The sequence below is a fragment of the Galbitalea sp. SE-J8 genome (genome assembly GCF_030345695.1).
Taxonomy (GTDB): domain Bacteria; phylum Actinomycetota; class Actinomycetes; order Actinomycetales; family Microbacteriaceae; genus JAUASV01.
This window is the reverse complement of the sequence record NZ_JAUASV010000022.1, coordinates 19,962-39,069: the sequence shown is the minus strand read 5'-3', so window position 1 is coordinate 39,069 and position 19,108 is coordinate 19,962. Positions and strand designations below refer to the sequence as shown.

The 19,108-nt window shown below is 72.7% G+C and carries 15 protein-coding genes; 10 read left to right on the top strand and 5 right to left on the bottom strand.

Annotated elements, in window-relative coordinates; translation table 11 throughout:
* Positions 1–26: 26 nt before the first annotated feature.
* A complete protein-coding gene (gene rhaI, locus QT381_RS13130) occupies positions 27–1,184 on the bottom strand; it encodes an L-rhamnose isomerase (protein WP_289249484.1) in 1,158 nt (385 codons plus the stop codon).
* A gap of 221 nt (positions 1,185–1,405) precedes the next feature.
* On the opposite strand from rhaI, the gene QT381_RS13125 reads away from it, so the two are divergent.
* From QT381_RS13125 to QT381_RS13110, 4 genes are read left to right on the top strand one after another with little or no spacing between them, the layout of a single operon-like run.
* Positions 1,406–2,464 carry a LacI family DNA-binding transcriptional regulator gene (locus QT381_RS13125; protein WP_289249483.1) on the top strand — a complete coding sequence of 353 codons (1,059 nt, stop codon included), beginning with the start codon at positions 1,406–1,408 and terminating at the stop codon, positions 2,462–2,464.
* Positions 2,465–2,520: 56 nt separating this feature from the next.
* A complete protein-coding gene (locus tag QT381_RS13120) occupies positions 2,521–4,341 on the top strand; it encodes a circularly permuted type 2 ATP-grasp protein (protein WP_289249482.1) in 1,821 nt (606 codons plus the stop codon).
* Entirely contained in the window at positions 4,335–5,273 is a 939-nt protein-coding gene (locus tag QT381_RS13115; RefSeq protein WP_289249481.1) for an alpha-E domain-containing protein, read from the top strand. The genes QT381_RS13120 and QT381_RS13115 overlap by 7 nt, the downstream gene beginning before the upstream one ends.
* The gene (locus QT381_RS13110; RefSeq protein ID WP_289249480.1) at positions 5,270–6,118 is read left to right on the top strand and encodes a transglutaminase family protein; all 849 of its coding nucleotides are present in this window, start codon (positions 5,270–5,272) and stop codon (positions 6,116–6,118) included. Before QT381_RS13115 ends, QT381_RS13110 begins: the two co-directional genes overlap by 4 nt.
* A gap of 72 nt (positions 6,119–6,190) precedes the next feature.
* On the opposite strand, the gene QT381_RS13105 is transcribed toward QT381_RS13110, so the two are convergent.
* The 3 genes from QT381_RS13105 to QT381_RS13095 all read right to left on the bottom strand — a co-directional run bounded on the left by QT381_RS13105 (position 6,191) and on the right by QT381_RS13095 (position 9,906).
* The gene (locus QT381_RS13105; RefSeq protein ID WP_289249479.1) at positions 6,191–7,495 is read right to left on the bottom strand and encodes an MFS transporter; all 1,305 of its coding nucleotides are present in this window, start codon (positions 7,493–7,495) and stop codon (positions 6,191–6,193) included.
* Entirely contained in the window at positions 7,492–7,902 is a 411-nt protein-coding gene (locus QT381_RS13100; protein ID WP_289249478.1) for a MarR family winged helix-turn-helix transcriptional regulator, read from the bottom strand. The genes QT381_RS13105 and QT381_RS13100 overlap by 4 nt, the downstream gene beginning before the upstream one ends.
* Positions 7,903–8,277: 375 nt before the next feature.
* Positions 8,278–9,906 (bottom strand): AMP-binding protein, encoded by a 1,629-nt coding sequence (locus tag QT381_RS13095; protein ID WP_289249477.1) that lies wholly within the window; start codon positions 9,904–9,906, stop codon positions 8,278–8,280.
* Between the two features lie 59 nt (positions 9,907–9,965).
* On the opposite strand from QT381_RS13095, the gene QT381_RS13090 reads away from it, so the two are divergent.
* The 6 genes from QT381_RS13090 (at position 9,966) to QT381_RS13065 (ending at position 15,759) form a co-directional block, all read left to right on the top strand.
* Positions 9,966–10,880, top strand: coding sequence for an alpha/beta fold hydrolase (locus tag QT381_RS13090; protein WP_502877529.1), 915 nt, complete (start codon positions 9,966–9,968; stop codon positions 10,878–10,880).
* Between the two features lie 63 nt (positions 10,881–10,943).
* Positions 10,944–11,993 carry a lipoate-protein ligase LplAB gene (gene lplAB / locus QT381_RS13085; protein WP_289249476.1) on the top strand — a complete coding sequence of 350 codons (1,050 nt, stop codon included), beginning with the start codon at positions 10,944–10,946 and terminating at the stop codon, positions 11,991–11,993.
* Positions 11,994–12,874: 881 nt separating this feature from the next.
* On the top strand, positions 12,875–13,870 hold the full coding sequence (locus tag QT381_RS13080; RefSeq protein ID WP_289249506.1) for a FecCD family ABC transporter permease: 996 nt from the start codon (positions 12,875–12,877) through the stop codon (positions 13,868–13,870).
* Positions 13,867–14,751 carry a heme ABC transporter ATP-binding protein gene (locus QT381_RS13075; protein WP_289249475.1) on the top strand — a complete coding sequence of 295 codons (885 nt, stop codon included), beginning with the start codon at positions 13,867–13,869 and terminating at the stop codon, positions 14,749–14,751. The genes QT381_RS13080 and QT381_RS13075 overlap by 4 nt, the downstream gene beginning before the upstream one ends.
* Positions 14,752–14,784: 33 nt before the next feature.
* A complete protein-coding gene (locus tag QT381_RS13070) occupies positions 14,785–15,381 on the top strand; it encodes a pyroglutamyl-peptidase I (RefSeq protein WP_289249474.1) in 597 nt (198 codons plus the stop codon).
* Between the two features lie 108 nt (positions 15,382–15,489).
* Positions 15,490–15,759: a hypothetical protein gene (locus tag QT381_RS13065; protein WP_289249473.1), complete on the top strand. Its 270-nt coding sequence runs from the start codon at positions 15,490–15,492 to the stop codon at positions 15,757–15,759.
* Between the two features lie 123 nt (positions 15,760–15,882).
* Here the strand turns inward: QT381_RS13065 and QT381_RS13060 are convergent, their stop codons facing one another.
* Positions 15,883–19,104: a hypothetical protein gene (locus QT381_RS13060; RefSeq protein WP_289249472.1), complete on the bottom strand. Its 3,222-nt coding sequence runs from the start codon at positions 19,102–19,104 to the stop codon at positions 15,883–15,885.
* Between the last annotated feature and the right edge of the window lie 4 nt (positions 19,105–19,108).

Below are 19,108 nucleotides of genomic sequence, written 5' to 3'. Positions count from 1 at the left end.
GGGGGTGAGGGTCAGCGCGCCAGGAGTCAGGCGCCCCAGGAGAGCTGGGTGCCGCCGACGCGCTCGGCCGCGATCCGCTCCTGGGTGCCGGAGGCGAGGTACGCGGCGAACGGTTCGCGCGGCAGGCCGCGGGACCCGCGCCAGTCGGCGAGGGCGGGGCGCACATCCGTGTAGAAGGCGTCCATGAGGATGCCGTTGGCGCCGAGCACGTCGCCCGCGCGCTCGGCGGCGGCGAGCGCGTCCGTGTCGACGAGCAGCGCGCGCGCCGTCATCTCCTGCACGTTGAGCACGCTGCGGATCTGGCCGGGGATCTTGTCCTCGACGTTGTGGCACTGGTCGAGCATGAACGCGACCGTCTCGAAGCCGCCGCCGCGCTGCACCTCGAACAGGATGCGGAACAGCTGGAACGGGTCCGCCGCGCCGACGATGAGGTCGTCGTCGGCGTAGAAGCGCGAGTTGAAGTCGAACGAGCCGAGCCGGCCGAGGCGCAGCAGCTGCATGACGATGAACTCGATGTTCGTGCCGGGGGCGTGGTGGCCGGTGTCGAGGCAGACCATCGCCCGCTCGCCGAGCGCGCTGACCTGCGCGTAGCTCGTGCCCCAGTCCGGGACGTCGGTGTGGTAGAGCGCCGGCTCGAAGAACTTGTACTCGAGCACGAGCCGCTGGTCGTCGCCGAGCCGTTCGTAGATCGTCGCGAGCGCCTCGGCGAGGCGGTCCTGCCGACCGCGCAGGTCGCCCTGGCCGGGGTAGTTCGTGCCGTCGGCGAGCCAGATCTTGAGGTCGCGCGAGCCGGTCGCGTCCATCACGTCGATGCACTCGAAGTGGTGGTCGATGGCCTTCTGCCGCACCGACGCGTCGACGTGGGCGAGCGAGCCGAACCGGTAGGCGTCGTCCTGGAACGTGTTCGAGTTGATCGTGCCGATGTCGACGCCGTGATCCTGCGCGAAGCGGCGGAGCGCGCCGAAGTCGTCGACCCTGTCCCACGGGTAGTGCAGCGCGACCGTCGGCGCGAGCGCGGTGAACGCGTGCACGGTCGCGGCATCCGCGATCTTCTCCTCGGGCGTGCGCGGCGTGCCGGGCGTCGAGAACACCTTGAACCGCGTGCCCGAGTTGCCGAACGCCCACGAGGGCAGTTCGATGGCCTGTCGCTCGAGCGCGGGGACGATGTCGCCGAAGGTGGTCATGGTCGGTTCTCTCTGTCAGCGTCGTTGCGGAGGAGCCGCGGACGGGCCGCGGACGGGTCGCGGAGGGGTGGCGGAGGGGTGGCGGAGGAGTCGTGAATGATGAAACGATTCAAAGCCGTCGATGGCGAGCCTAGCGACCGGCGCCGAGCCCGTCAATCGGCGGCGTCGCGCTACCCTCGGCTCACCGACAGCGGGCGCCGACGCGCGCCGGGAGGAGTGCCATGGCCGCCGCCAGCGTGCGCGACGTCGCGGCCCGCGCGGGCGTCTCGGTGGGCACCGTCTCGAACGTGCTCAACCATCCGCAGAAGGTGTCCGCGGCGGTCGCCGACCGGGTGCACGCGGCGATCGAGGAGCTCGGCTTCATCCGCAACGACGCGGCGCGGCGGCTGCGCGTCGGGCGCAGCACGACGATCGGGCTCGTCGTGCTCGACGTGCGCAACCCGTTCTTCACCGACCTCGCCCGCGGGGCGGAGGATGCCGCGGCATCCGCCGGTCTCTCGCTCACGCTCGGCAACAGCGACGAGAGCGTCGAGCGGGAGGCGACCTACCTCGACCTGTTCGAGGAGCAGCGCGTGCACGGCGTGCTCATCTCGCCGTTCGGCGACATCGCCGAACGCCTCCAGCGGCTGCGGGCCCGGGGCATCCCCGCCGTGCTCGTCGACCGGCCGACGAGCGACGCGCGCTTCAGCTCCGTGTCGGTCGACGACGTGAGCGGCGGCCGGATCGCCGTCGAGCACCTGCTCGCGACCGGCCGCCGCCGCATCGCGTTCGTCGGGGGGCCGTTCGGCATCCGCCAGGTGCAGGACCGCCTCGCGGGCGCGCGGCAGGCGGCGGCCGAGAGAACGGATGCGACGCTCGAGGTGATCGAGGTCGGCGCGCTCAGCGTCATCGAGGGTCGGGCCGCGGGGGCGGCGCTCGTCGCACGGGAACCCGCCGAGCGGCCCGACGCGGTGTTCGCGGCGAACGATCTCATCGCGATGGGCGTGCTCCAGGCGCTCATGATGCAGGGGGCCGGCGTCGCCGTGCCCGACGACATCGCGCTCATCGGCTACGACGACATCGACTTCGCGAGCGCCGCGGTGGTGCCGCTGTCCAGCATCCGTCAGCCGAGCCGGCTCATCGGGCGCACCGCCGTCGAGATCCTGCTCGCGGAGGCCGACGCCGAGGCCGCCGGCGGTCCCGGGGCCGACGCCGAGGCCGCCGGCGGCGGCGCGGGGGCGCGGCAGGTGGTGTTCCAGCCCGAGCTCGTGGTGCGCGAGAGCACCGGCGGCGGGCGGTGACGACGGCGCGCCGCGCAAGAAACATCGCCGCAACACCCCGGCCCTAGGCTCCCCTCATGGGCGACCTGTTCGACGGATACGCGGCCGTGGCGACGCGTGCGAAGGTGCCGCCGTTCGACGAGATGTTCGCCGTGCCCGGCGACGCGCGCGACGCCTACCGGGAGATCTACTCGACGCTCGCGACGATGACGCAGGCCGAGCTCCGCGGGCGCACCGACGCGCTCGCCGACTCCTACCTCGCGCAGGGCGTCACGTTCGACTTCGCGGGGGAGGAGCGGCCGTTCCCGCTCGACGCCGTGCCGCGCGTGATCGAGCAGGAGGAATGGGTCGACGTCGAGCGCGGCATCAAGCAGCGCGTGCGCGCCCTCGAGGCCTTCCTCGCCGACGTCTACGGCAAGCAGAGCGCCGTGAAGGACGGCGTCATCCCGGCCTCCCTCATCACGAGCTCGTCGAACTTCCACCGCGAGGCCGCCGGCATCGTGCCCGCGAACGGCGTGCGCATCCAGGTCTCCGGCATCGACCTCATCCGTGACGAGCACGGCGGATGGCGCGTGCTCGAGGACAACGTGCGGGTGCCGTCGGGCGTGTCCTACGTCATCTCGAACCGCCGGGTGATGGCGCAGACGCTGCCCGAGCTGTTCGTCTCGATGCGCGTGCGACCGGTCGGCGACTACCCGAACAAGCTGCTGCAGGCGTTGCGCGCGGCCGCGCCCGAGGGCGTCGACGACCCGACCGTCGTCGTGCTCACGCCGGGCGTCTACAACTCCGCGTACTACGAGCACACCCTGCTCGCGCGGCTCATGGGCGTCGAGCTCGTCGAGGGCCGCGACCTGTTCTGCTCCGGCGGACGGGTCTGGATGCGCACCACCTCCGGCCCGACGCGCGTCGACGTCATCTACCGCCGGGTCGACGACGAGTTCCTCGATCCGCTGCAGTTCCGCGCCGACTCGATGCTCGGCTCGCCCGGGCTCATGCTCGCCGCCCGGCTCGGCAACGTCACGATCGCGAACGCGGTCGGCAACGGCGTCGCCGACGACAAGCTCGTCTACACCTACCTGCCCGACCTCATCCGCTACTACCTGTCGGAGGAGCCGGTCGTCAAGAACGTCGACACCTGGCGTCTCGAAGACCCCGGCGCGCTCGAGGAGGTGCTCGACCGGCTCGACGAGCTCGTCGTCAAACCCGTCGACGGATCGGGTGGCAAGGGCCTCGTGGTAGGCCCCGCGGCATCCGCGAAGGAGCTCGACGACCTGCGCAAGCGCCTGCTCAAGGACCCGCGCGGCTGGATCGCGCAGCCCGTCGTGCAGCTCTCGACCATCCCGACCCTCGTCGACGAGGGGATGCGCCCGCGGCACGCCGACCTGCGGCCGTTCGCGGTCAACGACGGCAAGGACATCTGGGTGCTGCCCGGCGGCCTCACTCGCGTCGCCCTGCCCGAGGGGCAGCTCGTCGTGAACTCCTCGCAGGGCGGCGGATCGAAGGACACCTGGGTCGTCGGCGTCGACCCGCTGCGCTCGAACCCGGTCTACATCCAGGACCTCGTCGCCGACCAGGCAGCGCCCACGACGTCGATCCCGCTCATCACCGACGACATGATGCGGGAGCACAAGCTCGACCTCGCCCCGCAGGATGCCCACCGCGGCAACCAGCAGGAGCAGCAGCAGCAACAGCGCTCCCCGCTGGTTGACCTCTCCCCGCTGGTTGAGGAGCGCCCGAGCGGAGCGAGGTCGCGTCTCGAAACCACCACAGCTCATCCGCCGACCGATGGTTTCGAGACGCGACCGGCGCTGCGCGCCGGGCGCTCCTCGACCAGCGGGCGCTCCTCGACCACCGGGCGGGGCGCGGCCCTCGGCGGCAGCGGGAGCGAGACATGCTGAGCCGCATCGCCGAGAGCCTGTTCTGGATCGGCCGCTACATCGAGCGCGCCGACGGCACCGCCCGCATCCTCGACGTGCACCTGCAGCTGCTGCTCGAGGACCCGTGGATCGAGGAGGACCTCGCCTGCCGCGCCCTGCTGAGCGTGATGGGAGCGGATGCCCCCGACGACACCGTGCTCTCGCGCCAGGACGTGCTCGCGATCCTCGCCGTCGACCGCAACGAGCCCGCGTCGATCGCCTACTCGCTCGGCGCCGCTCGCGAGAACGCCCGCCGCGCCCGCGAGATCGTGTCCACGGAGCTCTGGGAGTGCCTCAACACGACCCGGGCGCGGATGCCGCGCAAGGTCGCGAGCGACAAGGTGCACGAGTTCTTCGCCTGGGTTCGTGAGCGCTCCGCGCTCGCGGTCGGCATCATCGAGAGCGCGACGAGCCGGGACGAGGCGTGGCAGTTCTTCACGCTCGGCCGCTCCATCGAGCGCGCGGACATGACCGCCCGGCTGCTCGCGACGCGCAGTCTCACCGAGGCATCCGGTCCGTCGTGGACGACGATCCTGCGCAGCTGCGGCGCGTACGAGGCGTATCTGCGCACCTACCGCGGCGTGCCGAGCGCGCGCAACGCGGCGGAGTTCCTGCTGCTCGACCGGCTGTTCCCGCGCAGCATCCTGTTCAGCGTGACGCGCGCGGAGGGCTGCATGCGCGAGATCGAGCCGCGCGCGGAGCGATCGGGGCGGGTCGGCGTGTCCGACCAGGCGCAGCGTCTGCTCGGGCAGATCCGCAGCGAGCTCGAGTACCGGCCGATCGCGGAGATCCTCGACGATCTGCCGCGGCACATGGACAACGTGCAGTCGGCGACATCCGCTGCCTCCGAGGCGATCCGCCAGCGCTACTTCCCGACGAATGCCGCGCCGAGCTGGGTGGGGGAGACATCGTGAAGCGCCTGCGTATCCGCCACCACACCGGGTTCACCTACGGCGGCGACGTCACGGCGTCGTACAACGAGGCACGGATGCTGCCGGTCTCGTCCGACGGGCAGCTGGTGCTCTACTCGAACCTCGAGATCCTGCCGATCTCGTCGCACCACTCGTACGTCGACTACTGGGGCTCGCGGGTGTCGAGTTTCGAGATCCTGACGCCGCACCACGAGCTCGCGCTCACCGCGACGAGTCTCGTCGAGGTGCGCGATCGCACCCACACCGATCACGAGGCGCTCAGCTGGGACGACCTCGCCGGGGTCGTCGAGACCGCGACCGAGTTCATCGAGCAGGCCAAGCAGACGCCGCGCACGAAGCCGCCGGCCGAGGTGCAGCGGATCGCGGAGAGCGCGCGGGCGGATGCCGCCGACCCCTGCGAGGCCGCCATGCGGATCGCGAAGGCGATCTTCGACTCGGTCGAGTACGTGCAGGGCGCGACCGCCGTCACGACGACCGCGGCCGAGGCGTGGGAGCACCGCAAGGGCGTCTGCCAGGACATCGCGCACCTCGCGATCGGAGCGCTGCGGCACATCGGAATCCCGGCGCGCTATGTGTCGGGGTACCTGCATCCGAAGTCCGATGCCGCGATCGGCGAGACCGTCGTCGGCGAGTCGCACGCGTGGGTGGAGTGGTTCTGCGGGGAGTGGCGCGGCTACGACCCGACGAACGACATCGCGATCGGCGACCGCCACGTGCTCGTCGGCCGGGGCCGCGACTACAACGATGTGCCGCCGCTGCGGGGCGTGTACGCGGGCCCGTTCGGGTCGAACCTCTTCGTGAGCGTGGAGATCACGCGCGAGTCCTGACCCGAGACGCGTGTGAGGACGTATTGCGCGCGTGAGGACGGTCTGCGGCGTCCTCACACGCGCAAAACGTCCTCACACGTGGCGGAGCTCGTCGAACTGGAGGTCCAGGGCGGCGGTCGCGGCATCCGTCGAGAGCCGGAACGGGATGAGGCGCCCGGGCGCGCGACGCACGCGCAGCCCGTGCGACACGGTGAGCCAGCCGACGCCGACCGCGAGGGCGACGAAGCCTGATGCTCCGCCGACCATCATCGCCGCGCGCGGGCCGAGCGCATCCGAGATCGCACCCACGACGGGGGCGCCGATCGGGGTGCCGCCCATGAAGATCGCCATGTACAGGGCCATCACCCGCCCGCGCATGACCGGCGCGGTCGTCACCTGCACGGTCGCGTTCGCCGTGGTCATGAGCGTGATCGCCGAGAAGCCGACCACGATGAGGGCGAAGCCGAACGTCCAGTAGCTCGGCATGAGCGCGGCCGCGATCGTCGCCACCCCGAACAGCCCGCACGCGCCGAACAGGATGCGCCATCGCGGCCGCTCCCGCCGCGCCGACAGCAGCGCGCCCGAGAACGAGCCGATCGCGATCATCGACGAGAGCAGCCCGAACTCGCCCGCGCCGTGATGGAACACCTGGGCCGCCATCGTCGCCGCGAAGATCGGGAAGTTCATGCCGAACGTGCCGATCAGGAACACCACCACGAGGATCACGACGATGTCCGGCCTCGATCGCACATAACGGATGCCGGCGCGCAGCTGCCCGCGTCCGCGCGGCGCCCGGGGCGGCATCCGCAGCTCGCTCGGGCGCAGGCTGACGAGCGCGAGGATCATTGCGGCGAACGTGACGCCGTTGAGCAGGAACACCCAGCCGGCGCCGATCGCCGCGGTGAGCACGCCCGCGACCGCCGGGCCGATGAGACGCGCGCCGTTGAACGACGCCGAGTTGAGCGCGACCGCGTTCGAGAGCTGCGCCTCGGGCACGACCTCGGAGACGAACGCCTGGCGCGCGGGCGCGTCGAACGCGGTCGTGACGCCGAGGGCGAGCGCGAACAGGTACACCTGCCAGAGCTGCGCGACCCCGAGCACGACGATGAGGCCGAGCCCGAGGCCGAGCGCGCCCATCACGGTCTGCGTGACGAGCAGCACGCGGCGTTTGTCGAAGCGGTCCGCGACCACGCCCGTGATGCCGACGAGCGCGAGCTGCGGACCGAGCTGGAGCGCGGATGTGATGCCCACCGCCGTCGCGTCGCCGTCGGTGAGGTCGGTGAGCACGATCCAGTCCTGGGCGGTGCGCTGCATCCAGGTGCCGATGTTCGACACGAGGGCGCCGGCGAACCAGAGCCGGTAGTTGAACAGCGTGAGGCTGCGGAACATCGCGTTCACAGCTCGGCCAGCCTGCGCAGCACGGGCTCCGCGCGGGCAAGCAGCTCGCGCTCCTCGGGGCTGAGCCGGGCGAGGCGGTCGGCGAACCAGACGTCGCGGCGGCGGCGCGTCTCGCGCACCCAGGCGAGGCCGGCATCCGTCACGTCGATGCGCACGCGGCGCGCGTCGTCGGGTGCCGGCTCGCGGGTCAGGTAGCCGCGCTCGACGAGCAGCCCGACGGTGCGGTTCATCGACGGCGGGGTGACGCGGTCCTGCTCGGCGAGCGCGCCGAGCGACTGCGGCCCGGCGTCGACGAGGAAGAACAGCACGGAGCGCTGACCGTCGCCGACGCCGTCGAGGTGCTCCTGACGCAGGCGGCGGGAGATCCGCATGATGGTGTGCCGAAGCTCGGCGGAGGGGTTGGGCATCGCTTGCTTAGTCTAACTAATGATCCCGCCCGCCGCTCGGGCCCGCTTTTCACTGGTCGAGGAGCGCGCGGTGCCCTTCCGCTGGTCGAGGAGCGCGCGGTGCCCTTCCGCTGGTCGAGGAGCGCGCGGTGCCCTTCCGCTGGTCGAGGAGCGCGCGACGAAGTCGCTCGCGTCTCGAGACCATGCTGTGTCGGCTTGGGTGTGGTCTCGAGACGCCTGCTCGCTGCGCTCGCGGGCTCCTCGACCAGCGGGCGTGCTCGCGGGCGGCGGCGTCGTTCCGGTGGTCGAGGAGCGCGCGACGAAGTCGCTCGCGTCTCGAGACCATGCTGTTCGGGCGCTCCTCGACCAGCGGGCGGGAGAGCGCGGGCGGCGGCGTCAGACGCGCTCGCGAGCGCGCAGGTCCTTGCGCAGGATCTTGCCCGACGTCGACTTCGGGATCGCGTCGACGAACTCCACGAGCCGCACCTTCTCGTGCGGGGCGACGCGGGAGGCGACGTAGCTCATGACGTCCTCCTCGGCGGGGGCGGCATCCGGCTGCAGCACGACGAACGCCTTCGGCACCTCCTGGCCGTCCGCGTCGTGCCAGCCGACGACGGCGGCATCCGCGATGTCCGGATGCTGCAGCAGCACCGCCTCGAGCACGGCCGGCGCCACCTGGTAGCCCTTGTACTTGATGAGCTCCTTGAGCCGGTCGACGATGCGGAACTCGCCCGCCGCCGTGACCGTGGCGATGTCGCCGGTGTGCAGCCAGCCGTCGGGCTCGAGCGTGCGCCTGGTGGCCTCGGCGTCGCCGAGGTAGCCGCGCATCACGTTCGGCCCGCGCACGAGCAGCTCGCCGGGCTCGGACGGTCCGGATGCCGGCACCGCGACATCCGCCCCCGTCTCCGGGTCGACGATGCGGCACTCGATGTTCGGCAGCGCGAGCCCGATCGACGAGGCGTCGAGGTCGTCGCGCTCGAGCGGGATGCAGTGCGACACGGGGCTGAGCTCCGTCATCCCGTAGCCCTGGCGCACCGTGCAGCCGACGCGCTCGGCGACGGCGCGGGCGAGGGCGCCGTCGAGCGGGGCCGCGCCCGAGAAGACGACCTGCACGCTCGAGAGGTCCGCGGCGGCGACGAGCGGATGCTTCGCGAGCGCCACCGCGATCGGCGGCGCGATGAAAACCCAGGTCAGACGCTGTTCTCCGACGAGCGTGAGAAACCGCTCGAGGTCGAATCGCGGCATCGTGACGAGGGTCGCGCCGCACGCGAGCGCGTAGTCGAGCAGCACGGTGAGCCCGTAGATGTGGAAGAACGGCAGCACGGCGAGCACCCGGTCCGAGCCGTTGAGGCCGATGACGGCGCGGCTCTGCTGCACGTTCGCGACGAGGTTGCGGTGCGTGAGCACGACGCCCTTCGGCCGCCCGGTCGTGCCCGAGGAGTAGGGCAGCACGGCGATGTCGTCGCCCGTGATGGTGACGTGCGGCGCGGGGGCGCGCTCGGCGAGCAGGCCGGCGAGCGACGGATGCGGCGACGACTCCGCAGCGCCCGTCGCGCCCGCAGCGCCCGCCCCGCCTGCAGCGCCCGCCCCGTCGAGCACGATGACGCGCTCGGGCGGGATGCCGGCCCGCGCGGCCGCGGGATCGTCGGCGGGGAGCAGGCCGGTGACGGTCACGAGCCAGCCGGCGCCGGCATCCGTCAGCTGGGTCGCGACCTCGTCGGCGGTGTACAGCGAGTTGACGGTGGTGACCGTCGCCCCGGCGCGCAGCGCCCCGTGGAACGCGATCGCGAACGCGGGGGAGTTCGGGCTGTGCAGGGCGAGCACCTGCCCGGGCACGAGGTCGCGGGCGGCGAGCGCGCCCGCGAACGCGTCGATCGCGGCGATGAGCTCGCGATACGTGGTCTCGGCGCCGGTGGTGCCGTCGACGAGGGCGACCCGGTCGAGCCGATCGTCGTCGATCTCGCCGAAGAGGTAGTCGTAGACGCTCGAGTCGGGGATCTCGACGTCGGGGAAGGTGCTGCGCACGCGGGGCTCCTGTTCTATCGCCGTTGATAGTGGGGGAACACTACGCTCAGGGACGAGCCGTGACCAGGGAGGCGACGATGCCCGAGCGAGTGAGGATCGACACGCGCACGTACACCGACGCGCTCGGCGTGCCCATCACGTACTACGTCTGGCCCGCCCGAACGGATGCGGCGCCCCGCGGCGTGGTGCAGATCGCGCACGGCGTCGGCGAGCACGCGCGCCGCTACGACCACGTCGCCGAGGCGCTCGCCGAGGCCGGATTCACGGTCTACGCCGACGACCACCGCGGCCACGGCGCCACCGGACTCGCCCAGTGGGACGGCGACCACGCGAAGCTCGGACGGCTCGGCGTCGGCGGGCTGCGCGCCACGATCGCGGCGGTGCGGCAGTTCACGTCGATCATCCGAACGGATGCCGCGGGTCTCCCGCTCGCGTTCCTCGGGCAGTCCTGGGGCACGCTCATGGGCCAGAAGATCCTCGACGCGAACCCGGGCGAGTGGGACGCCGTCGTGTTCGCCGGCAGCGCGTACCGGATGCCGGGCTGGATGAACGCGGGCGACCTCAACGCCCGGCACAGGCACCTCGGCACGACGGGCGCGGAGTGGCTGAGCCGCGACCCGGCGGTCGCGCGGGCGTTCTCCGACGACCCGCTCACGACGCTCACTCCGATCGCCACGCTGTTCGGCATCGCCGACACGCTGCGCCTGGTCGGCCGTCCGCCGCGGCGGCTCGCGGGCGTGCCCGAGCGGTTCGATCCGCCGATGCTGCTCGTCGTCGGCTCGGACGATCCGCTGGGCGGCGAGCGCAGCATCCGTCGCCTCGCCGCGGCGTACACGGCCGCCGGGCTGACGGATGTGACGGCGATCGTCTACCCGGACGCGCGGCACGAGGTCTTCAACGAGCTGTCGCGCGAGGAGACGATCGCGGACACGATCGGCTGGCTCGACGCCCACCTGCCCGGCGCCGTCCGGTAGGCGGCCCGGCAGCGAACGCGGGCCGCCCGGTGCGCGGGCCGCCCGCGAAGTTAGGCTGGCCTAATGCACGGTGAGTTCAAGGTGCCCGGGGGCAAGCTCGTGGTCGTCGACCTCGAGGTGCGCGACGGGCGCATCGCCGATTTCCGTCTCGCGGGCGACTTCTTCCTCGAGCCCGACAGCGCGCTCGACGCGATCGACGGCGCCGTGAACGGCCTGCCCGCCGACAGCGACGCGAAGACGATCGCGAGGGCCGTGACGGATGCCCTGCCCGCCGAGTCCGTGCTGCTCGGCTTCAGCGCGGACTCCGTCGCCACGACGGTGCGCCGGGCGATCGGCCAGGCGACGACGTGGAAGGACTACGACTGGCAGCTCATCCACGGGCGCGCCTTCGATCCGAACGTGCAGCTCGCGCTCGACCAGGTGCTCACCGAGGAGGTCGGCGAGGGGCGTCGCAAGCCGACCCTGCGGATCTGGGAGTGGCAGAAGCCCGCCGTCATCATTGGCAGCTTCCAGAGCGTGAAGAACGAGGTCGACCTCGAGAACGCCGCGCGGTACGGATTCGACGTGGTGCGCCGCATCTCGGGCGGCGGCGCGATGTTCATGGACGCGGGCAGCATCATCACCTACTCGCTCTACGCGCCGCTCGAGCTCGTCGCGGGAATGAGCTTCGCCGACTCGTACGCCTACCTCGACGAGTGGGTGATCACGGCCCTGAAGAGCCTCGGCATCGACGCGAGCTATGTGCCGCTCAACGACATCGCGAGCCCGGCCGGCAAGATCGGCGGCGCCGCGCAGAAGCGCCTCGGAGCGGGCGCAGTGCTGCACCACGTGACGATGAGCTACGACATGGACGGCCAGAAGATGACCGAGGTCCTGCGCATCGGCCGCGAGAAGATGAGCGACAAGGGCACGAAGAGCGCCGCGAAGCGCGTCGACCCGCTGCGCAGTCAGACCGGCCTGTCGCGCGAGCAGATCATCGACCGGATGACGCAGACCTTTACCGGCCTGTACGGCGCGACCCCGGACGAGGTGACGGATGCCGAGCTCGCCCGGGCCGAGCAGCTCGTCGCGGAGAAGTTCGCGACGCCCGAGTGGCTCTACCGCGTGCCGTGACCGATTCTTCGGTGGATGGGTGGTCTCGAGACGCGTCCTCGCTGCGCTCGGGCGCTCCTCGACCCGCGGATGCGGGTCGAGCGGCGGGGCTCGCGCGGGAGCCCGCGGAGGAGCTCGCGAGCGGAGCGAGCCCGGCCCCGCTGGTCGAGGAGCCCGCGAGCGGAGCGAGCCCTGCCCCGCTGGTCGAGGAGCCCGCGAGCGGAGCGAGCCGGCGTCTCGAGACCACCACGGATTCTTCGGCGGAGGGGTGGTCTCGAGACGCGTCCTCGCTGCGCTCGGGCGCTCCTCGACCAGCGGATGCGGGTCGAGCGGCGGGGCTCGTGGAGGAACTCGCGGACGAGCCCGCGAGCGGAGCGAGCCTCACCCCGCTGGTCGAGGAGCCCGCGAGCGGAGCGAGCCGGCGTCTCGAGACCAGCACGGATTCTTCGGCGGAGGGGTGGTCTCGAGACGCGTCCTCGCTGCGCTCGGGCGCTCCTCGACCAGCGGATGCGGGTCGAGCGGCGGGGCTCGTGGAGGGGGTTGCGGACGGAGTGAGCCCTGCCCCGCTGGTCGAGGAGCCCGCGAGCGGAGCGAGCCGGCGTCTCGAGACCAGCACGGATCGTACGGTGGATGGGTGGTCTCGAGACGCGTCCTCGCTGCGCTCGGGCGCTCCTCGACCAGCGGATGCCAGTCGCTCCGCGCCGGGCGCTCCTCGACCAGCGGATGCCAGTCGCTCCGCGCCGGGCGCTCCTCGACCAGCGGATGCCAGTCGCTCCGCTTCGGGCGCTCCTCGACCGGCGGATGCGGGTCGCGTCGTCCTCGATGGTCTCGGGACGCGGCCGACGCTCCGTGCCGGGCGCTCCTCGACCGGCGGACGCGGCCGCCGCGTCGTCCTCGTCGTCGTGCTCGCGGCGGTGCTCGTCGCGGGCGTCGTCGCGTCCTGCACGATCGGCCAGCTCGCGATCTCGCCCGCGGATGTGGCGCGGTCCCTGCTCAATGCGGTCGGCATCCGTGCGCACGTCGATCCGATCGACGACGCGACGCTCTGGGCGGTGCGGTTCCCGCGCACGGCCATGGCGCTCGTGGTCGGGGCCGCGCTCGCGGTCGCCGGGGCGGTCATGCAGGCGGTGTTCGCGAACCCGCTCGCCGAGCCCGGTGTCGTGGGCGTCAGCTCGGGTGCGGCGCTCGGCGCGGCCGCGGCGATCGTGCTCGGCCTCACGGCCGCGGGTGAGTGGACGGTCGCCCTGCTCGCGTTCGCGGGCGGCATCCTCGCGACCACGGTGGTCTATCTGACCTCACGCTCGTCGGGACGCACCGAGGTCGTGACGCTGCTGCTCACCGGCATCGCCGTGAACGCGTTCGCGAGCGCGGGCCTCGCCTTCCTGCTGTTCGCGGGCACGCAGTCGAGCCGCGAGCAGGTGGTCTTCTGGCAGCTCGGCACGATCGCCGGATCGCGCTGGCCGGAGGTGCTCGTGGTCGCGATCGTGCTCGCGGCCGGACTCGCCGCGGCCCTGCTCATGAGCCGTCGCCTCGACCTGCTCGCGCTCGGCGAGCGCAACGCGCGCTACCTCGGCGTGAACGTCGAGCGACTGCGGGTCGTCGCGATCGTCGCCGTCGCGCTGCTGACCGGGGCCGCGGTGGCGTTCTGCGGCATCATCTCGTTCGTCGGACTCGTGGTGCCGCACGTCATCCGCATGGCGATCGGGCCATCGCACCGGGCGCTCATCGTCGCGAGCGCGATCGGCGGGGGAGCGCTACTCGTCGTCGCCGACCTGATCGCCCGCACGGTGGTGCCCGCGGCGGACCTGCCGATCGGCATGCTCACGTCGCTCGTCGGCGGTCCGTTCTTCTTCGCGCTGCTCTGGCGCCAGCGCCGCAGCTCGGGAGGCTGGGCGTGACCGGCGCGCCGAGCGCGCCCGCACGCACCGGCGCGCCGAGCGCGCCCGCACGCGCCCGTAGGCCGAGCGCGCCCGCACGCGCCGGTGGGCCGAGCGCGCCCGCACGTACCGGCACGACGATCGCGGTGACGGATGCCGCGGTGCTGCGCGACGGACGCACGATCCTCGACGGCGTCACCCTCGAGCTCGGCCCCGGCCTCACGGCGATCGTCGGGCCGAACGGCGCGGGCAAGTCCACGCTGCTGGGCGTGCTGAGCGGCGATCTCGCGCCGGCATCCGGTGCCGCGCTGATCGACGGCGAGCCGCTCCATCGCCTCTCGCACGGCGAGCTGGCGCGGCGCCGCAGCGTGCTGACCCAGGACAACGGCGTCGCGTTCCCGTTCACGGTGCGCGAGATCGTCGAGATGGGTCGCAGCCCCTGGTCGCGCACGGCGAGCCGGGGCGACGACGAGTCCGCGATCGCCGCGGCCCTCGCGGAGACCGACATCGGGCACCTCGTCGACCGCCGCTTCACGTCGCTGTCGGGCGGCGAGCGCGCCCGCGTGTCGCTCGCGCGCGTGCTCGCGCAGGGCACCGAGGTCGTGCTGCTCGACGAGCCGACCGCCGCGCTCGACCTCGGCCATCAGGAGGAGGTGATGCGCACGGCGGCGGCGCTCGCCGCGGCGGGACGCACGGTCGTGGTGGTCGTGCACGACCTCTCGCTCGCGGCCGCCTACGCGGATCGTGTCGTGGTGGTCGCGGGTGGGCGTCTCGACGCGGTCGGCGTGCCCGCCGAGGTGCTCACCGTGGAGCGCATCGAGCGGGTCTACGGGCTCGAGGTCGAGCTCGTGGAGCGCAACGGACGCTTCGTCGTCATCCCCGTCCGCGGCGGCGCCTCGTGAGCGGCGCCGCGTGAGCCGGGCAGGGGTGCCGGCGTGACCCTGCTCGTGACCGGGTTCGAGCCGTTCGCCGGCGAGAGCGTGAACGCGTCCTGGCTCGCGGTCGAGCGGCTCGCGCGGGGCTGGGACGGCGACGAGACCCTCGCGACCGCGCTGCTGCCCGTCGAGTTCGCGCGCTGCGGCCCGGCGCTGCTCGACGCGATCGACGGATGCGACCCGCGCGCGATCGTGTGCGTCGGCGAGGCGGGCCGGGCCGACGGCATCCGTCTGGAGCGCGTCGCGATCAACCTCGACGACGCGCGGATCCCCGACAACGCGGGCGCGCGTCCGGTCGACGAGCCGATCGACCCGGGCGGTCCGGCCGCCTACTTCTCCACGCTGCCGCTGCGCGCCGCGCTCGACGCGCTGCAGAGCGCGGGCATCCCGGCGCGGATGAGCGAGAGCGCGGGCACCTTCGCGTGCAACCACGTGTTCTACGAGCTCATGGCAGCGCTCGCGATGCGAACGGATGTCGTGGGCGGCTTCGTGCACGTGCCCTACGCGCCCGGGCAGCGCGGTGCGGTCGCCGGCGTTCCCACCCTGACGACGGACGTCGCGGCGCAGGCGCTGCGCATCGTCCTGGGCGCGCTGTGAGCGCCGCGCGCCGCCTCGAGACGCGGCGGCGCAGCCGTCGCGCCGGCGGCCGCGTGTAGCCAGTTATGAAGCGTAGTCAGCGCGGGCTCCCGCGCCTACGCTGGCGGCATGACCGGGTTCTGGCTGGTGGGGCTCGCGGCGGTGCTCGTCGTGGTGGGCGCGGTGCTGCACCGCGCGGGGGTCATCGACCTCTCCGACAAGACGCGCAGATCGGGCGGCTATTCGGGGGCGCTCGGTGCAGCGGATGAGGTGTTCGCGCCGAGCAAGTACGAGGCGCAGGTCGAGCTCGACCGGCAGAGCGCGCTGCCGGCTCCCGCCCCGCTCGCGGGCGACGGCGACAAGGGCGTCTACGCCGGGCGACTCACGATCAGACTCTGACCAGCACTTTTCGTATCCCCGACCGGCGCACGGGCGCGCACAGAACCAGTGCAGGCGCGCAATGCGCGGGCGCAGCGCAGGCGCGCAGCGCACGGGCGCAGCGCGCGGGCTCGTGCAAGCGGCTCAGCGCACGCGCACCCGGGCCGTCGCGAGCGCCGTGCCCACCGAGGGCAGCCCGGTCGCGGCGACGGTGGCGACGAGCACGACGTTCGCGCGCAGCGTGTAGCGGCCCATCGCCGCCGGCACGCTGACGACCACGCCCTTCTTCGCCAGCACCGCGCGCTGCTTCGTCGAGAGCCTCACGACCCCGCTGCGCACGGTCTTCCGGCCGCGCACGAGCTTCCACTCCACGGCGGCGCTCGTGAGCTTCGCGCCCTTCTTCACGCTGGTCTTCGCGCGCACCGTCACCCGGGCAACGCCCTTCTTCGCCGTGCTCGCCTTCGCGCGCGCGTGCGTCACGGCGGCCGGATGCGCGCGGTGCGTCCTGAGAGCGAGCGTGCGCTTCTTCGAGCCCTTCGACACCTTCACGGTCGCGGCGTGCTTCGACGCCCACACGGTCCGTGCGACCGTGGCCCGCTCTCCGGCGCGCAGCGCGAGCGCGCCGAGCGTCGCGTTCGACGTGCCGGATCGCGACACGCTGCCGAGCGTGATCGCGAGCCGCGCCGCGGCATCCGTGTCGATGCTGAGCGCGCCCGCGCTCGAGATGCCGAGCTCGACGCCGCGTCCCGCGGTCGCGAACCGCGCCCTCAGCGCGCGCTCCGTCGTCGATCCGCTGGAGCGCAGCAGGCTCACGGTCGTGCCCGCGGCCCCGGACACCGCGAGCCGTCCGGTCGACGACGACCAGGCGATCTGCGTCACCGTGCCCGCGACGGTGTAGCCGGTCGACGAGCCGTCGATGGCCGACAGCCTCGTCGCCCCCCGGGCGAGCCGCACGGTCGTCTCGCCCGACGGCATGAGCAGCACGACGGGACCGTCGGCGCCCTCGCCGAGGGGAAGCACCTGCGCTCGCCCGGGATCGGCCAGATCGCTCGCCGACTCGAGGATCACGGCGCCGGTGGCCGAGGCGCCGGAGCCGATGCCGGGGATGCTCGGCACGGCCGGGATCGCGCCCGGGTCCTCGGCGCCGATGGTGGCGAATCCGCCCGTCCAGGTGTCCTTGCCCATCAGGAACGACCAGCCCGTGCTCGACACGTGGATGACGCTCCGGGCGACGAACCAGGCGTGATCGTCGCCCGACGCGAGCTCGGCCGCGGTCAGTTCCTTGTTCGAGTCGTAGGTGTGGATGTCGTATCCGTCGGCGGTCGTCTCGATGCGGTACGCCGCGACGGCGTGACCCTCGCCGCCGCTGCGGATCGTGATCATCGCCGGCCGGCCCTGGGCGAGCACGCCCTCGATCCGGGAGCGCAGCGACGCGAGGCCCTCCTTGCCGTAGCTCCGGTTCAGGCTCGCGAGCGCTTCCGCCGACAGCTGCACGACGTGCATCCGGTGCACGTAGTCGGCGACGGCCGGTGTCGCGAGGCTCAGGTCGGCCACCGACCGCGCGCCCGCCTGCAGCTGTGACGCGGGCGTCCGGCCGCGGCTGATCTGCAGGCTCGCGTAGGCCATTCCCCAGCAGTTGCCGTTCGAGCCGACGTTCTGCACCCCGGCGTGGAACGCGATCGCGGCGGGCGTCTGCACGACGCACTCCGCGAGGCCGAAGGTCAGGAAACCGCACGGGTCGGTGAGGTCGAGCTGCCGGTGGCCGAACACCGCGTACAGGTCGTTCCAGCTGTACCCGCCGCGCAGGAAGTTGTGCTCCCGCAGCGTCGTGTCAGTGCGGAAGTCGCGCACCGTGAGCGCGGCGGACCCGACGACGGCGTCGAGGCGCACCGGACCGGTCGTCGCCGTGTCGGGCACCGTCACGGTCGCCGCGGCGGAGATGTCCGTCCCGGTGGAGGAACGGATGTCGGTGAGCGGCGCGCCGACCGAGTCACCCGGGCCGAAGAACGCCCGCGATCCCGGGCAGAACCCGCGCCCGCGCACGGTCAGTGTCGTTCCCCCGGCGAGGTAGCGAGCCGTGTCGACCGAGACGGCCTGTCCGCCGGGGGTCCGCACGTCGACGATTCCGCCGGCGACCCGCTGCACGCTCACCCGGGTCGAGCTCGTGTACCCGGTCGCGTCGTATGCCGAGATGCTGAACGTGGAGTCCCCGGGCGGCGTCCCCGCGGCGGCGGTGACCGTGGCGGCGAGGGTCGAGAACCCCGGGGTGAATCGCGGGGGCAGGCTGATCGTCACGCCCTGATCCGTGCCCGGGTAGGACGTCAGCGTGATCGGCGACGTGTAGCCGGCGCCGATCTGCAGGTCGAGCGACAGCGGCACCGTCTCGCACGGCGCGACGGTCGCGCCGGGGCTCGACCTCAGCTCGAACGGCGGCACGACGATGAGGGGGAAGGTGGCCGCGTCGGCCACTCCCACGGGGCCGGCGCTGGCATCCTTGGGCGTCGCGTGCACGGTCGGCGTGTAGTCGCCGAAGGCGGCGCGCTCGTCGACGTGGAGGGTGAGGATCGAGGAGCGCCCGCCGGAGGCGGGATCGTCGGCGGAGACGCTGCCCGACACGGGATTCGTGGAGAAGGCGGCGGTGCCCGACGGCGCGTCGCCGAGGGACAGCTCGACGCGACCGTTCGACCCGTTGAATCGGAGCACCGCGACGTCGACGCTGACCGTGCCCCCGCGGTACACGGCGGAGTAGAGCGTCGGCACGCTGACGCTCACGGTCGGGTCGAGCGGCGTCGCGAGGGTGTCGACGCGCAGGTCGTCGAACGCCGAGTCGCGCGCCCCCGCGACCACGACGAACGCGATGCGGGGTTGGGCGAGCGAGATCTCGGCGAACCCGCCGGCCGCCGTGAACGGGCTGCTCGCGAGCAGTTGCCGCTTGACGTCGTACGCCTGCAGCAGCACGCCCGCCGATGTGCCGCTCCCGAGCGCGACGGATCGCACGCTCACGCGGTTGTGGAACGACGTGAAGCGCATCGCGGCGGCGTAGTACGGGAACTCGACGGGCCCGCCGCACACCGGGACCCGGGCCGCGACCCCGCCCCCGGCCGCCGCCGCGACGGGCGCGGCCGGCGAGCATCCGGTGCCGGACTCGTGCACGCCGAACGTGGCGCCGGTGCCGAACACCACCCCCCGGGACGCCTGGTACTGCGTGTCCAGGGTGGTGCCGGCCGTGACCGCTTCGAAGTCGACGACCGCGTCGTCGCCGGCGACCGTGATGGCCGCGGCGGGCGGTCCGGTGAGGGCCGTGCCGAGCACGAGGGCGACGGCCGCGACGGCGGCGGCGATGGTTCGTGCCCGGACCCGGCCCATGGCC

Bases quoted from the DNA above. Each gene is read 5' to 3' on its own strand.
- rhaI (WP_289249484.1), bottom strand. From the start codon at position 1,184: ATGACCACCTTCGGCGACATCGTCCCCGCGCTCGAGCGACAGGCCATC.
- QT381_RS13125 (WP_289249483.1), top strand. From the start codon at position 1,406: ATGGCCGCCGCCAGCGTGCGCGACGTCGCGGCCCGCGCGGGCGTCTCG.
- QT381_RS13120 (WP_289249482.1), top strand. From the start codon at position 2,521: ATGGGCGACCTGTTCGACGGATACGCGGCCGTGGCGACGCGTGCGAAG.
- QT381_RS13115 (WP_289249481.1), top strand. From the start codon at position 4,335: ATGCTGAGCCGCATCGCCGAGAGCCTGTTCTGGATCGGCCGCTACATC.
- QT381_RS13100 (WP_289249478.1), bottom strand. From the start codon at position 7,902: ATGCCCAACCCCTCCGCCGAGCTTCGGCACACCATCATGCGGATCTCC.
- lplAB (WP_289249476.1), top strand. From the start codon at position 10,944: ATGCACGGTGAGTTCAAGGTGCCCGGGGGCAAGCTCGTGGTCGTCGAC.
- QT381_RS13065 (WP_289249473.1), top strand. From the start codon at position 15,490: ATGACCGGGTTCTGGCTGGTGGGGCTCGCGGCGGTGCTCGTCGTGGTG.
- QT381_RS13060 (WP_289249472.1), bottom strand. From the start codon at position 19,104: ATGGGCCGGGTCCGGGCACGAACCATCGCCGCCGCCGTCGCGGCCGTC.